The following is a 13,321-nucleotide window of genomic DNA, read 5'->3' as shown; positions in this document are numbered from 1 at the left end:
AAAATAGACGATCGCTCGCAGACCTAGTAATGCTAGGTCTTTAGTGCTCTCGAACATACTTCACTGTCTGTAGTTCCCAGTCCCGACCAAAGTTAGCATTTTACATTTTTTTACGCAACTTTGAGAAATCAGCAAATTTAAGTAGGGGCGATTCCCTAGGGGATAGCTTCGCTTAACGCAGCGGGATAATCCCCATACATTCTTTGTTCTGACTGCTGACTACTGAACTAAGGATCGAAAACTTAATAACTTAAACACCTCTTACAGTCCTCTCTCTTGTAAGTTGCCAGATCAAAGGAGGCTCTTCCTCGCCCCAGAAGCATTACCAGGCAGAGCGAAAGTAACGAGCAAAGAGGGCGGGCACGCACCATCCACCGCCCCTACCAACTACCAACTGACTACTGACTACTGACTACTGACTACTGCCAACTGCCAACTGCCAACTGCCAACTGCCAACTGACTACTGACTAAGCTTTGCTTTCACCATGTCTTGAATTCTGTTACCGTCTGCTTTGCCCTTAAGCTGCTGCATAGCCTTGCCCATCACCTTTCCCATCTCTTTTGCAGAAGTAGCGCCAACCGACGCAATCACTTCGTCAACGACTTGACTCACCTCTTCGTCTGACATTTGCGGCGGCAAATACTCTTCAACAATTGCCAACTCCGCCTCCTCTTGTGCCACTAAATCTTCGCGGCCGCCTTTGCGGTATTGTTCGATCGAATCCCGGCGCTGTTTGGCTATTTGCATCAAAATTTCCAGTTCTTGAGCTTCTGTCAGCGTGTCTTGGCCGGAGGGACGGAGGCTGACTTCTTTTTCTAGAATAAATTTCTTGATGCCGCGAACAGTTTCCAAGCGAACTTTGTCCTTGGACTTCATGGCTGTTTTGATTTCTGCGTCAATGCGTTCTCTTAAGCTCATCGATTTCTACCTTGCTTTGCCCGATATCAAAAATCTGGAGTATGCTTCCGATTCTTAACTTTTTTTACCGTATTTTTCAAGTTTATTCCTTGTTGGTGGCATTTTTATCGCATTGAACCCGAACTCCGGCGGGACGGCTTCGGCCTTCGACCGAATTTTGGGCGGCTGCACTTCGGGTTCAGGCCCCAAATTGACTCCTATTCAGTTCGCCTAACTTAAAACTTGTGCCCGCCCCGAAACTTAAATCTCTCAAAAAATTGGCTGAATATTTCTAGTTTCAGATGGTAAGATAGCGGTGGAATAAACGTCCTGCAAGAGGCCTGCTGTGATCCGTTCTGCTACTTTACCGCTTCCGCTTCCCGAGCCGCCGATTTCCGCTCACGACCGTCTGCGGCTGTTCTCCGGTTCTGCTAATGTTCCCCTCGCCCAAGAGGTGGCTCGCTATCTGGGGATCGATTTGGGGCCGATGGTTCGCAAGCGGTTTGCTGATGGGGAACTCTACGTTCAAATTCAAGAATCGATTCGGGGTTGCGATGTTTACTTGATTCAGCCAACTTGTGGTCCGGTGAACGATCGCCTCATGGAATTGTTAATTATGATCGATGCTTGTCGCCGCGCTTCGGCCAGACAAGTTACTGCTGTCATTCCCTATTACGGATATGCTAGGGCAGACCGCAAAACGGCCGGAAGAGAGTCGATTACTGCGAAGTTGGTGGCTAATTTGATTACTCAAGCTGGGGCAGGTCGCATTTTGGCGATGGATTTGCACTCGGCTCAGATTCAAGGTTATTTTGACATTCCTTTCGATCACGTTTACGGTTCGCCGGTGCTTTTGGATTATCTGGCGAGCAAGCAATTGACGGATATTGTTGTGGTGTCGCCGGATGTTGGCGGAGTCGCTAGGGCGAGAGCTTTTGCCAAAAAGCTTGGCGATGCTCCCCTGGCAATTATTGACAAGCGCCGCCAAGCTCACAACGTCGCTGAAGTGATGAACCTCATCGGCGATGTCAAAGGCAAAACTGCTGTGTTGGTGGACGACATGATCGATACTGCCGGCACGATTTCTGAGGGCGCGAGATTGTTGCGCCGGGAGGGTGCGAGGCAGGTTTATGCTTGTGCTACTCATGCGGTGTTTTCGCCTCCGGCGATCGAGCGTTTGTCTAGCGGGGTGTTGGAAGAGGTAATTGTTACGAATACAATTCCTGTGCCTGAAGAGAACCGTTTTAAGCAGTTGACGGTGCTTTCGGTAGCGAATTTGCTCGGAGAAACTATTTGGCGGATTCACGAAGATAGTTCTGTTAGCAGTATGTTCCGCTAGAGGGGAAAGGCACTTTTTGAGTGTTTGTTTTAGGGTGCGTTAACAAGTGTAACGCACCGTTTTTTTGATGGATAGTGCGATCGTTTCCTGCAATTAATATCGTTTCTCGCTGCATCGGAATAAGATATTTGGATCGTGTAAGTGCGAGCGTCCTCGCTCGCGATTTGGGTAGCGAGCGAGGACGCTCGCACTGATCTCATCCAAAATATATTATTCCGGTGCAACCGGAAACGAGATCGCCGGAACAAGAAATGGTAAAATTCTATCTTGTTGTCTGGAGAGCGCGACCTTTTTATATTCTAGATAGGTCTCATCAAAACAAGGGGCAAAGAGGGAAAAATTATGAAACATTCACTTGTACGAACAGTGGCCGCACTGGTCGGTTCAGCTATTTTAACACTCGGGGCGATCGGTTCGGCTAGAGCATATACTTTTGACGAAACCGAAATTAACCAAGACCGAGTAATTGTCATCGCCCAACCCCGCTCTTTCGGCGGCTACCAATTACTAATTGTAGAACAGGTGACAGACAAGCGACAGTGCTGGAGCGAAAGCGGATCGAATCCTGTGAGAGTCGATCCGTTATTAGTTACTTTTGATTTCACCGGCATTTGTGGTCGCGCAACAGACAGCAACGGCTTTTCAATTCGCATGGCCGGCACCGATTTAGCATTAAAATACACCCTGACTTTGGAAAGTGTTGATGGTAACGTTCTACTAATAGGAAGTCCGGTAGATTACCAAGGTAAATCGGTGATTATCGGCCGCACAAACGGCGATGTTAACGGATTCATGAAAATCACTCTCGATCCTGCTTGGCGCTTGAGTAAAAGAGCTTATCAAGGCCGCACATTAGGTCACTTTTATTTCACTACCAATCAACCCGCACCGGAACAAATTGGCAATACCGGAGGCAATACCGAAGTAATACCGCAGCCAATACCGCAGGCAACACCGCAGCCAATACCGATACCAATACCGATACCAATACCGCAGCCAATACCGCAGCCAATACCGCAGGAAATACCGCAGCCAATACCGCAGGAAATACCAATACCGTAGGCAATACTGACCCTTCTACAATTCGGAGATAGCTACCGATGATATCTATGTTTCGGAAATTAAAGAAGCTGTGGGCTTTGGGTTTGTAGCCCGGTTTTCTCAAAATAATGCTTTGCGGGCGCAACTTGCTGTTACCAGAGAGCAATTGGTATCTTTAGTTTGGGAATCTTTGAAATGAATACAAGGTGCTAATATCACCTTTCCTAGCCATGTTTCTATCCGTCCATTTAGGGACGTTGATATTTCCCGCTGGAGTGCCGGAAAAGTTCTATTTGCGCGGGACAACAAGATAGTTGGCGGCGATCGAGATGGAACTTTTAAACCTACGCAGCCAGTCACTCGCGCTGAATTGATGGCGGTGCTCCGTCGAGCGGCGGAATTTGGTTTGTCGGCGCGGGGAATGCAGCCGAATTTAGTTGCTAAAGAGCCGTATAAAACTTTTTCAGATACTCAGAATCATTGGGCTGCTTCTATTATTACTCAAATGTCTGCTTATTGTTCTGTTGCTTCGTCTCTTAACGAAATTGGCAATCGGTTTGCTCCCGATGATTCTGCAAAACGGAATTACGCGGCGGCGGCTACTTTGCGGATGCTGAAATGCGTTAAGGCTCAGTAGGATTATTGTAGGGTGCGTCGCCGGCCATGCGAATGCAAAATAATTGGGATTTTCCCAAGTGACGCACCCTACCTGATAATAGTACGTCACAGGAGGAAGTACAAAATAATTGGTGTTTTCTAAAGAGACGCGCCCTATATTAAGCGAACATCTGTCAACTGTCAACTGTCAACTGTTTACGCTACACCGTAATCAGTATACGGTCGTTTGTATGGGGGGTGCAATCCCAAAATAATATCTTCTCTCGGTACTCCCATTGCAACTAATTCCTCCGCAGGATTTTGCTCTGTCAAATTTTGCTGAAGCCAGATTTTTCCATCTTTTATGTCAATGTGAATGATGGTTTGATAAATCCGGGTTAAGTGTTCCCAGCCGACATTCATCCACTGATAATGATCTCGTTCTGTGTCGCAGATAAGTTGCACTTCGACTTCATCATCGGAAACACCATCTTCGGCATAACGGCTCATTAATGCCTGAACGTACTGACGATATTGAGCTAGTTTGTCCATTGTACAATCACCTCATTTGTTGAATCGTATACGATTAGCAATACCTGATACTGTTGTACCGCATTTAAGTAAACTCAGACTGAAAAAATGTTCTATACACGTCAAATGGAACTGCCAAATACAATTTCCGATTAGGTTCAACCGATGCCAAGCCAAGCCGATAACTGAGAAATTGTCCCAATGCAGCATAAAAATCTGTAATTACAGAAGGATTGAGGAAGCTTTTGATTTCGACTGCAATTTTATCCCCTCCTCGCTCCGCTGCGACTAACCTTTCTGCTCCCAAATCGACCTGAAATTTAACATTGCCAAACTTAAACTTTAGTGGATCGGCAGTAATCACCCACTGTTCTTTTTCAAGGGCTCGTTTTACGGATTCGTGGAAAGTATCTTGGCAGACACAGACAAATTCTCAGCGCGATTTCAAACAACTACTAATTATACCGAATTCGCGGTATCTTGTCAATCGGTACAATACTAATTCAGGACTTACGCAACTTGCACATTAAACAAAAGTATGTTGTTGCGCTTCAGCGCTCTTTCATATCCTAAGAGCGCTGAAGCGCAACAACATACCTAAAAGTCTTGTGACAGTTTGCCTTAGTCCTGTAATTTTATTAATTGTTTTAATTTTTCAGTTAATTAGGACTAAAGTCCTTACTACAAACCGGTGAGGACTAAAAGGTTTGTAGTAAGGACTGAAGTCCTCATATTACTTGTTTCCTGACTCTGTTTCCTTGCGTTTTTTCTTAGATGCTGGTTTCCGAGTTTTTGGAGGGGCGATTATTTCTGGCTCTTGCAAGAGGGCCTCTTCTGGTAATTTACACAAGTCATTTAAGGAAAGTTTTTGTTGAGATTCAAGTTCGTTGAGTCTGTTTGATGCTGTTTCTAATATTTGCTTTCCCTGTCTGACTTGAATAGTCGTTTTATTTTCGATCGCATCCAGCAACACAAAAATCGATACTGTTTGCCAAATCTCTAAATCGTCGCCGATGACATCGCACTCAGACACGATTTTGCCGTTTTCGGGGACGTGAATTCCTAAACCGGAAGCTTGAATTAACGGCTGGATTTCTGCTATAGTTAAATTGGCAAGGTCGGTAATTTTATGTTCGAGCGATACTAAATCTGCTAAATCTGGTAAGTTGACCGATTCTGCCACTAAAGCATCGAATTTAAAGGTAAGAGTTTGATTTAAAGGATTGGAAATGGCATAAAGTGATTGAATTTGCGATCGACTAACCGCACCTTTCTCGAAAAAATCTCTGCCTTGCGGGGCGATCGCAATTTTCCCATTTTCAGCCACCTCCAAGCTTTCCAAACTAACCAGAGTCGCCGCCGCAGTCTTCACAAAAATCTCGTCTAACCCCAGCAAATCCGCCAATTCCTTCAAAGTTGGCGCAGGTTCAAACTCAACCCCCGCCCGCAAAATAAACTCTTCCAACACGTTAAACTCGCGCGGTTCGCTAACCGCAACCTCCAGCGGAGTTTGGCGGATTGCGAAGCGGAATTGACGCGCCGCCAACACCGATAAACCCGGATTTTGTTGCTCAATTTGTTCGGCTAGCAAACTTAAATTTGAGTCTATATGTTTAGTTGAGGACGCTAGAAACATCTACAAAACCTCCGCAGTGACGCACCGTTTTTGAAACTTCCTGATACATTTTTCCCACTGTACCTGTTTGTTGGGTAAATAAATCGTGGCAACCGACAACTACCAGCAATTCTTGAGCGCGGGAAAATGCCACATTCACCCGTTCCGGTTCCTTAGCAAATCCAATATCGCCCCTAACATTATTGCACACTGTGCTGACAATAATTACAGGTCTTTCCATGCCTTGAAATATGTCAACAGTACCAGTGCGGATGCTCAAAGCAGGAAATCTTTCGCCTTCGATTCTGTCTTTAATTGCATTTAATTGAGCAGCATAAAAAGTGATAATTCCGATTTCTTTCGGCGGTTCACCGTTAGCAACTTTGGGCTGCCAAGCTGTCTCCATTTGTTCGCACAAACGCTCGATCGCGTCAATCTCCTTGACATTCAACCGCGAAGTACCCTGTTTTTCCTCTTCAAATCCTTGTCCGATCGGCGTTTTCACCCAGAGAATGTGATTATTTTCTTGAATGATTCTACCTGCGAGGTTGTGGGCGCGCTTGGTGTCAGCTTCCTGAATGCCACAGTTGAGTTTTTGCTGGTAAAACTGATTGATTGCGCCCATGATTTGGGGGTGCATTCGGTATTGAGTTGTCAGCATTTTTTTGATGCTGTCGCTGGCATTTTCAAACAACACTTTGAACAAAGATTCTTTTATGAAGCTAAGTTCGTCTCCGGTACAGCCGATGTCATCGGCAATATCGTCGATCGTACTTTGATTGAACATCGGCGGCAATTGTCGGTGATCGCCCACTAATACTAACTTTCTGCCTTTCAAAGCCGGAATTAATAACTCTGGCGGAGTGCATTTGCTAACTTCGTCAATGATGACTGCATCAAAGCTGGGAAAGTTTTTAGTAAAATCGAAACTGGCAGCTTGCACGCAAGTAATGCCGATCACGTTGGCATTGTCAATATAAATTTGCTTTAAATCGTTGCGGTCTTTTTCAGATGGATTTCGGAGTTTTTGAATCCAATCTGTGACAAAGTTTTGAGAGCGATTGAGGGCTGTTTCTTCTTGTTCTAACTTCCGCTGCCAAGTTTTGAATAAACGCTTAATTTTGCTTAAAAAATCGCTGCTGAACAATCCTGTACTCGGAACTTCTGGTCGGTATTTTTCCGGGATGTTTTGCCATGCTGACTCCCACCAATTCCTATCAACAAGTAATGCTGCTGTTGGTTGCTGCTGTTGCAGTTGAGCGGTAATTTCGCTCAATTCTGTTTGAATTTCTGCGAGTTGCTGCTGCGAAGTTGCGGCCGCAATTTGCAGCGGGGATAAATGCTCGTCTAGAGTGTTTTTGATAGTCTCCAAAACCCCAAAAGGATCTAAGTCAGCAATGGATTTTTCAAGCTGAATCGCGCTTGCTTTCCAAGCCTCAACTTGCTTGATAAACTGCTGCGGTTGCTCCCAAATATTCGATTTTTGGGCGAGATATTGTTCGGCTAAAATCCGCAATTTTTCCGGTACGTTTGGCTGTTGGAGAATTGCTTGCAACAAATTAGTAACTTCGCTAATTTTTAAGTTCGCCTCTTGCTGCGCTGTTTCTACCTGAAGTTTAGCGGCGGATATTTGCTGCTGGTTTAAGGTTTGACCGATTTTATCTAATAACTGTTGCTGTTTTATAAGCTGCTGTTCGGTTTCGGTTTTCAGAGGAACCACGCACTGACGCGCATTTGCGAGGATGCTGTGCAGCAATTCTTTGACTAGGCGATCGAAGGTAGCCTGGATATGATTTGGCTGCAAGGATTCACTGTAAAATTGTTGAATGCTACCTAAGAAAGTGCCAGCTTTTTCGATGATAAATTTGCGCTGACTTTGACTGACTTGGGAATAGCTGGCGAAGTCTTTGGCTAGTTGCTGCCACTGTGTACGATCGCCCGCAGAGAGCACGAGGGGCGTTTGACTCAAATTTAGGTGCAGAAACTCGCTAAACCGGAACTGTTGCCCTTGGATGTCCTTAAAACCGCCGTTTGCTTCGTGGGATACCGCGTTTCGCAACCGATCCAAATCGGGCAAATTGACTTTGCATTTGGGCGGCACGATCGGCAATTTGAGCGATCGGGCAATTTTCAGCAGTCCTGCGGGCAATTCTACCATTTCATCGGTCAGCATTGCGCCCGTTTCCCAGCAAGATTTCACAACTTCATAAAGTCCCGTATCCGCCGTCTCGATCCACTGTGCAACGGCGACGACAACGGCTGCAATTTCCGCTTTTCGCAGTTCCAAATTCTTGATTTTCTGTTCGAGATTGTGGCGGTGTGTCTGATTTTGCCGATCGCCCAATTCGAGTTGATTCACAGCCTCCGACATCTGCCGCGACACCCGCAGCGACTCCGCAACCGTTGACATAGCGTGACAAACATCCTCAGCGCGATCGAATGCCGTCTTAAATTCCGATATTTGCGCTGCTACAGTTTCCTGCAACCAAACCGCAATCCCAAACGCGCCGCAAGCAGGGCGATCGAAGCCTATTTGAATAGCATGGCTAGCGGCAATCCGAACATTTGCCATAAAGTTTTCTACTAAAACATTGCCTTCTGAATAGGGTTTTAGTCTGGGCATAAACTCGGCAACTTCTGGAGATTCCCAGTTTACCTTCGGCGCATCTAGCAGATTTTCTAACCCACTAACTAGGGATTCAATATCGCTTTTTTCGGTTAAATTCCGTTCATAAGCTGCTGCTTGTTGGCTGCACTTTTCCTCAATATTTGCTTGACTGTCGTGCAGGTGTTTGAGTTCATTGAAAAAATCTTTCTCGGCGGCAAAGTAGGCTGTGAATCTGTCTGATTCTGCCAGCAACTTCCGCAAAGATTTGACATTAGTCAGGCGCTGCGAGAGCTTTTGTTCGCAGTCAGTCGCCGTATTTTGCAGCCAAGTGCCGATCGCATTTTCCTCTAAAAACGGCTGCCCTTCTTCCTGCACCTTATGAGCTTTTCCCTTCCGCAAAGCCCGAATCGCCGGATTGTGAACTAACCGACTCAAAGCATTGTCTACAGCCAAATTTGCTTGGGAAGCAATGAGCGTTTTGCCGCCCTGACGCGCAATTTGATAGCAAATCTCCGCAATCACAGTCGTTTTGCCAGTTCCCGGCGGCCCTTGAATCAAAATTAAATCGCGCGCCGAAAGCACGGTTTCTACGGCGGCAAGTTGGTCGTCATTAGCATTGCGATTTAATAAGTTTTCCCGCTCCAATTTAATCAGTTTTTCGGGCAGTCTCGCCTGGGAAGAGTCGAATAAAAATTCGCTCAAATAGGGATTTTGAGCGCGGCCGTCTGTCAGCATTTTTAAAGCTTTCTTCTTGCGTTCAATCTGACTGATATCGCCCGCCGCCTCAAAATACAAGAATCCTTGTTTCGGCAGTTGATATCTGCCGCCCGCCATGCGATCGCCTAAATCAAAATCTAATTTAATGCGTAATTTACCATGTTCAAAATCAATTTCGGCGATGCTACCTAATGTCTCTCCATCTCGGCTGCTTCTGCTTCCGGGGGGCGAATCAAACAGGATAATTTCTTCATTTCGCGCCTTTTTCAGCCTTTCGCGAAAGTCGCCCAATTCTAAGAAATTTTCCTCGTAGCCGTCAAGAGTTGCGGAATTACGCTCGATTTCAAAAGTGACGATTTTGAAGCCGGAACCGTAATTGTGCCCTCGGAAAGGCACGCAAAATTGACGCGCTTCGGCAATGCGTTTTTCCACATTTAAAAAAGTATGCCAAACTTTTAGCTGTTCCGTAGTTGGTATGTGTCTGTTGTCCCAAAACGGCATTTGTTGGACGCGGGCGATCGACTTTGCAGGAATTGGCGATCTACTGTTAGCCAAAAGTCGCAACTGAACCGGCAAAGCATACCCATCTTTCCTCCCTCTGGGAACCGCCACCAAACCAGCATCCAGCAGTTTTAAACCGCCAATTCCGTCTTCACAGCGTACAGTTGCTAACAACCGCAAAGTGCGATCGGCTTTTTGCAACAATTGGGGTAATTCAAAATCATCTCCATCCGTAGCAAGCAGCAATTCCCAGATTTCTTCTTCCGAAAATCTCTCATTTACCTTTTGGCGGCGCACGTAGAACAGATTGTGCGATTTTCCAGCTATCTCCGACATCAGAATTTCCGCACGTTCTCTGCTTTCCCAATCGCAATATTTTCCTAAAGCTGCTTCTCCTTCTATATCCCGAATAAACTTATTAATTGTGCGATCGCCGCTAAATTTATATCCCCAATCTTCTGTTACTAAAGATGGCATATTTTGATTTTAGATTTTAGATTTTAGATTTTAGATTGGATTTAAGATTAGCACATCGGAACTTGTACTGAGAGAACCGCTAAATCTCAAAAAAGATTGAGGTGTGCAGTGCACACCCTACGACCATCGCAAATTACCGTACAGGCGACTGGCGATCGAATTAAATTTAATTAAACAGTTCAGAATCAAAAGGGCGAATGATGGGAATTGAACCCACGAATGGTGGTACCACAAACCACTGCCTTAACCACTTGGCTACACTCGCCATATCTTTTGTAACTATAGCATCAGATCTCAGCACAAGTCTAGGGGTAAAGCAAAAATATTTTGAAATATTTCTGAGCGTCCCTGAACCGGACAGATCGATTGTGCCTAAAATTCCAGGCACAGTAAGAGTTTAGCACAATTTTCGCTCCGCGCGATCGGCAATTTTCCCGCGCCCCAGCAGTCCCCGGCCCGGGCTCGGCAGCTTGGGCAGCGTCCCGATTCGGCCCAGCGCCTTACAATAGCCTCGTATCCCGGACTGCATCAGTTGTCAACCCTCTCTCTTCTCTCTTCATTCTTTTTACCCGCTCAGCTTCGCCGAAGGGCTCTCTTGCTTCGCGACAAGAGCGCTAACGCGCCGCTGCACGTAACGCACCTCGAAGCGGTTCGTTAAAAAAAAGTCTTGTCCGCAATCTAAAATCTCAAATCCAAAATCTCAAATAGATATGAGTTACTGTCTCAACCCAGAATGTCAAAATCCTCAAAACTCCAACACCGCAACGCTAAAATCATCCCGCAATTATGCAACGCCGAAATTTTAGATACAGCGTATCCCAGGTTTATCAACAGCCGTAGGGACACGGCAGTGCCGTGTCCCTACGGGGATTGAGCGATGGGCAGATGTCATTCATCAACGTGGAATCTGCTGTAAATTGCTGCAAACTCATCTCAATCAGCGGTACTGTTTTGCTGCGGAAGTTTTGCAAGATATCAATGCAGCTTTAGATAGTCGCCATCAAAATTGGTTTTCGCCGAAAAAGTCGATCGCCCCTACTCTCATTAATACCGACAACTCGGCTAATCTCAGCGCGCTACAAACTCCTGATTCTCTAATTTCACCGACAAAATGCGCTGCCTGTTTTGCAAAAACTTTTTCTTTATCAGTTAGGTCAAACTTCGAGCCGACTGTGATTTAGGTACTGGTAGTTGATTATACCAAAATGCGTTTTTTTTTGTCTAACAAAAAGTGGAAATCAGCCGATCGCCAAACATGGGCCCTGATGTGTCAGTTTCTCTCCCAGCAACCGGGAACTCAGCTAGAAATTAGCCAAATTTACCAGTTACCGTGCGAAGATTTCCAAACAGTCGATCGCCTTTTGCTGCACTAAAGTCAAGGTCGGTTTGGCTTCAGCATCCAAAACCAAATCTACAAAAGCGTTAAGCGAGATTATATCAGATTTTGCGATCGGTTAAACTGGCCGACATACAACTCTACTACTGCTTTAGGACAAGTTAAATTTACTCCGAAAGCACCAATCAGACACCTTCCCTCTCGCAGTAGGGTTGGCGGCGTTCAGTGGCTGCGGAACCTCTATGCCTTGTCAGCAAACTTAACCGAGTGCGACAATAATGCTGCTAAATTGTAATTTTTTATCCCGAATAACTAAGTAAAAATTTAAATTTAAACTCTACCTGAAAGCAGAGAAATTTGTCGCGCTAGATGTATCCATCGACCGAGGTTCGAGACGATCGCTTGTCGCACAATGGATTCTGAAGGCGAACACAAATAAAGTCTGCAATCCTTCAGACTTTAACAACCGAACTAAAAAGAGGTACCGATCCATGTTTTTTCACAAAAAACAACTAATGTCTGCGGTCACAGTAGACGAAGCCAACCCCCGTTTTGCCCAATTGCTGCTAGAACAGTTTGGTGGAGCAACCGGAGAACTGACTGCAGCTTTGCAATACTGGGTGCAGTCCTTTCACTGTGAAAATGCAGGGATTAAGGATATGCTCCAAGATATTGCTATAGAAGAGTTCAGCCACTTAGAAATGATTGGCAAACTCATAGAAATGCACACCAAAAACGTTGACCAAACAGATGCTTATAAAAGCACTTTGTTTGCCGTGCGCGGCGTAGGCCCGCACTTATTAGACAGCCAAGGTCAAGCTTGGACAGCAGCTTATATCAACGAAGGCGGGGATGTGGTGCGCGATTTGCGCGCTGATATCGCAGCAGAAGCAGGAGCCCGCCAAACTTACGAAGAGTTGATTAAACTAGCACCCGATACAGGAACGAAAAAGACGCTGCACTTTCTGCTGACTCGCGAAATTTCTCACACTCAAATGTTCATGAAAGCTCTGGAATCGCTGGGTAAACTCACCGATCCGATGTTCGGCAATATTCCGCCAGATTCTACTGTGGATCTCTACTTTAACTTGTCAACAAATGGCAAGGATGAACGCGGCCCTTGGAACTCTAAACCGACTTTCGAGTACATCGCCGATCCCGCTCCCAAAGGTTAGTTTGAGAGTTGTGTAAACTGCGTGGCGAGTGAAGATTTAAGCGCAGTGTTAAGTAATTTTTAAGCCGCGCACCTTCTTTTGTAAGGTGTGCGGCTTAGAAGATTTAAGCCCAGTGTTGAGTAATTTTTAAGTCACGCGCCTTGCTTGAGTTGTTACAGGTGCGTGACTCGGAAGATTTGGGTTGAGTTTAGAGTATTTTTTAAGTCACGCACCCTACGATATCGAACTTTTGTGTTGAGTAATTTTCAAGCCGCGCGCCTTGCTTGAGTTGTAATAGGTGCGTGACTCGGAAGATTTGGGTTGAGTTTAGAGTATTTTTTAAGTCACGCACCCTACGATATCGAACTTTTGTGTTGAGTAATTTTTAAGTCACGCACCTTGCTTGAGTTGTTACAGGTGCGTGACTCCGAAGATTTGGGTTGAGTTTAGAGTATTTTTTAAGTCACGCACCCTACGATATCGAACTTTTGTGTTGAGTAATTTTT

At 45.6% G+C, this 13,321-nt stretch carries 11 protein-coding genes, 1 tRNA gene and 2 pseudogenes; 8 read left to right on the top strand and 6 right to left on the bottom strand.

Annotated features, from left to right (window positions below; genetic code table 11):
- Positions 1-461 precede the first annotated feature (461 nt).
- The gene (locus QUA56_RS09765; RefSeq protein WP_333356433.1) at positions 462-920 is read right to left on the bottom strand and encodes a GatB/YqeY domain-containing protein; all 459 of its coding nucleotides are present in this window, start codon (positions 918-920) and stop codon (positions 462-464) included.
- Between the two features lie 325 nt (positions 921-1,245).
- Here QUA56_RS09765 and QUA56_RS09760 point away from each other — a divergent pair, with 325 nt between their 5' ends.
- The 4 genes and pseudogenes from QUA56_RS09760 (at position 1,246) to QUA56_RS09745 (ending at position 3,916) form a co-directional block, all read left to right on the top strand.
- Complete coding sequence (locus QUA56_RS09760) at positions 1,246-2,238, top strand: ribose-phosphate pyrophosphokinase (protein ID WP_333356430.1); 993 nt, start codon at positions 1,246-1,248, stop codon at positions 2,236-2,238.
- Between the two features lie 342 nt (positions 2,239-2,580).
- Positions 2,581-3,300: a DUF3747 domain-containing protein gene (locus QUA56_RS09755; protein ID WP_333356427.1), complete on the top strand. Its 720-nt coding sequence runs from the start codon at positions 2,581-2,583 to the stop codon at positions 3,298-3,300.
- 178 nt (positions 3,301-3,478) lie between these two features.
- Positions 3,479-3,592: pseudogene (locus QUA56_RS09750) on the top strand (hypothetical protein); the annotation flags it as partial.
- 60 nt (positions 3,593-3,652) lie between these two features.
- Positions 3,653-3,916 carry a hypothetical protein gene (locus tag QUA56_RS09745; RefSeq protein WP_333356424.1) on the top strand — a complete coding sequence of 88 codons (264 nt, stop codon included), beginning with the start codon at positions 3,653-3,655 and terminating at the stop codon, positions 3,914-3,916.
- Positions 3,917-4,092: 176 nt separating this feature from the next.
- Here the strand turns inward: QUA56_RS09745 and QUA56_RS09740 are convergent, their stop codons facing one another.
- The 5 genes from QUA56_RS09740 to QUA56_RS09720 all read right to left on the bottom strand — a co-directional run bounded on the left by QUA56_RS09740 (position 4,093) and on the right by QUA56_RS09720 (position 10,590).
- Complete coding sequence (locus tag QUA56_RS09740; RefSeq protein ID WP_333356421.1) at positions 4,093-4,428, bottom strand: XisI protein; 336 nt, start codon at positions 4,426-4,428, stop codon at positions 4,093-4,095.
- A gap of 64 nt (positions 4,429-4,492) precedes the next feature.
- Positions 4,493-4,771, bottom strand: a complete 279-nt coding sequence (locus QUA56_RS09735; RefSeq protein ID WP_333356419.1) for an element excision factor XisH family protein — start codon at positions 4,769-4,771, stop codon at positions 4,493-4,495.
- Positions 4,772-5,140: 369 nt separating this feature from the next.
- Positions 5,141-6,043 carry a hypothetical protein gene (locus tag QUA56_RS09730; protein ID WP_333356416.1) on the bottom strand — a complete coding sequence of 301 codons (903 nt, stop codon included), beginning with the start codon at positions 6,041-6,043 and terminating at the stop codon, positions 5,141-5,143.
- Positions 6,021-10,325, bottom strand: coding sequence for an AAA domain-containing protein (locus tag QUA56_RS09725; protein WP_333356413.1), 4,305 nt, complete (start codon positions 10,323-10,325; stop codon positions 6,021-6,023). The genes QUA56_RS09730 and QUA56_RS09725 overlap by 23 nt, the downstream gene beginning before the upstream one ends.
- Positions 10,326-10,517: 192 nt before the next feature.
- Positions 10,518-10,590 (bottom strand) — tRNA-His (locus QUA56_RS09720).
- 445 nt (positions 10,591-11,035) lie between these two features.
- Between QUA56_RS09720 and QUA56_RS36800 the strand changes: the two genes are divergently transcribed.
- The 4 genes and pseudogenes from QUA56_RS36800 to QUA56_RS09705 all read left to right on the top strand — a co-directional run bounded on the left by QUA56_RS36800 (position 11,036) and on the right by QUA56_RS09705 (position 12,836).
- Complete coding sequence (locus tag QUA56_RS36800; RefSeq protein ID WP_445242888.1) at positions 11,036-11,131, top strand: 4-Cys prefix domain-containing protein; 96 nt, start codon at positions 11,036-11,038, stop codon at positions 11,129-11,131.
- Positions 11,132-11,242: 111 nt separating this feature from the next.
- Complete coding sequence (locus QUA56_RS09715) at positions 11,243-11,506, top strand: hypothetical protein (protein ID WP_333356410.1); 264 nt, start codon at positions 11,243-11,245, stop codon at positions 11,504-11,506.
- Between the two features lie 3 nt (positions 11,507-11,509).
- Positions 11,510-11,956 (top strand): annotated as a pseudogene (locus QUA56_RS09710) (GUN4 domain-containing protein).
- Positions 11,957-12,152: 196 nt separating this feature from the next.
- Positions 12,153-12,836 carry a manganese catalase family protein gene (locus QUA56_RS09705; RefSeq protein ID WP_333356408.1) on the top strand — a complete coding sequence of 228 codons (684 nt, stop codon included), beginning with the start codon at positions 12,153-12,155 and terminating at the stop codon, positions 12,834-12,836.
- The last annotated feature ends 485 nt before the right edge of the window (positions 12,837-13,321 follow it).

The sequence above is a fragment of the Microcoleus sp. N3A4 genome (assembly GCF_036701805.1).
Lineage (GTDB): Bacteria > Cyanobacteriota > Cyanobacteriia > Cyanobacteriales > Microcoleaceae > Microcoleus.
Note: the sequence above shows the minus strand (reverse complement) of the source record. Positions and strands in the feature narration are given on the sequence as shown.

Bases quoted from the DNA above. Each gene is read 5' to 3' on its own strand.
- QUA56_RS09765 (WP_333356433.1), bottom strand. From the start codon at position 920: ATGAGCTTAAGAGAACGCATTGACGCAGAAATCAAAACAGCCATGAAG.
- QUA56_RS09705 (WP_333356408.1), top strand. From the start codon at position 12,153: ATGTTTTTTCACAAAAAACAACTAATGTCTGCGGTCACAGTAGACGAA.
- QUA56_RS09755 (WP_333356427.1), top strand. From the start codon at position 2,581: ATGAAACATTCACTTGTACGAACAGTGGCCGCACTGGTCGGTTCAGCT.
- QUA56_RS36800 (WP_445242888.1), top strand. From the start codon at position 11,036: ATGAGTTACTGTCTCAACCCAGAATGTCAAAATCCTCAAAACTCCAAC.
- QUA56_RS09725 (WP_333356413.1), bottom strand. From the start codon at position 10,325: ATGCCATCTTTAGTAACAGAAGATTGGGGATATAAATTTAGCGGCGAT.
- QUA56_RS09745 (WP_333356424.1), top strand. From the start codon at position 3,653: ATGGCGGTGCTCCGTCGAGCGGCGGAATTTGGTTTGTCGGCGCGGGGA.
- QUA56_RS09730 (WP_333356416.1), bottom strand. From the start codon at position 6,043: ATGTTTCTAGCGTCCTCAACTAAACATATAGACTCAAATTTAAGTTTG.
- QUA56_RS09740 (WP_333356421.1), bottom strand. From the start codon at position 4,428: ATGGACAAACTAGCTCAATATCGTCAGTACGTTCAGGCATTAATGAGC.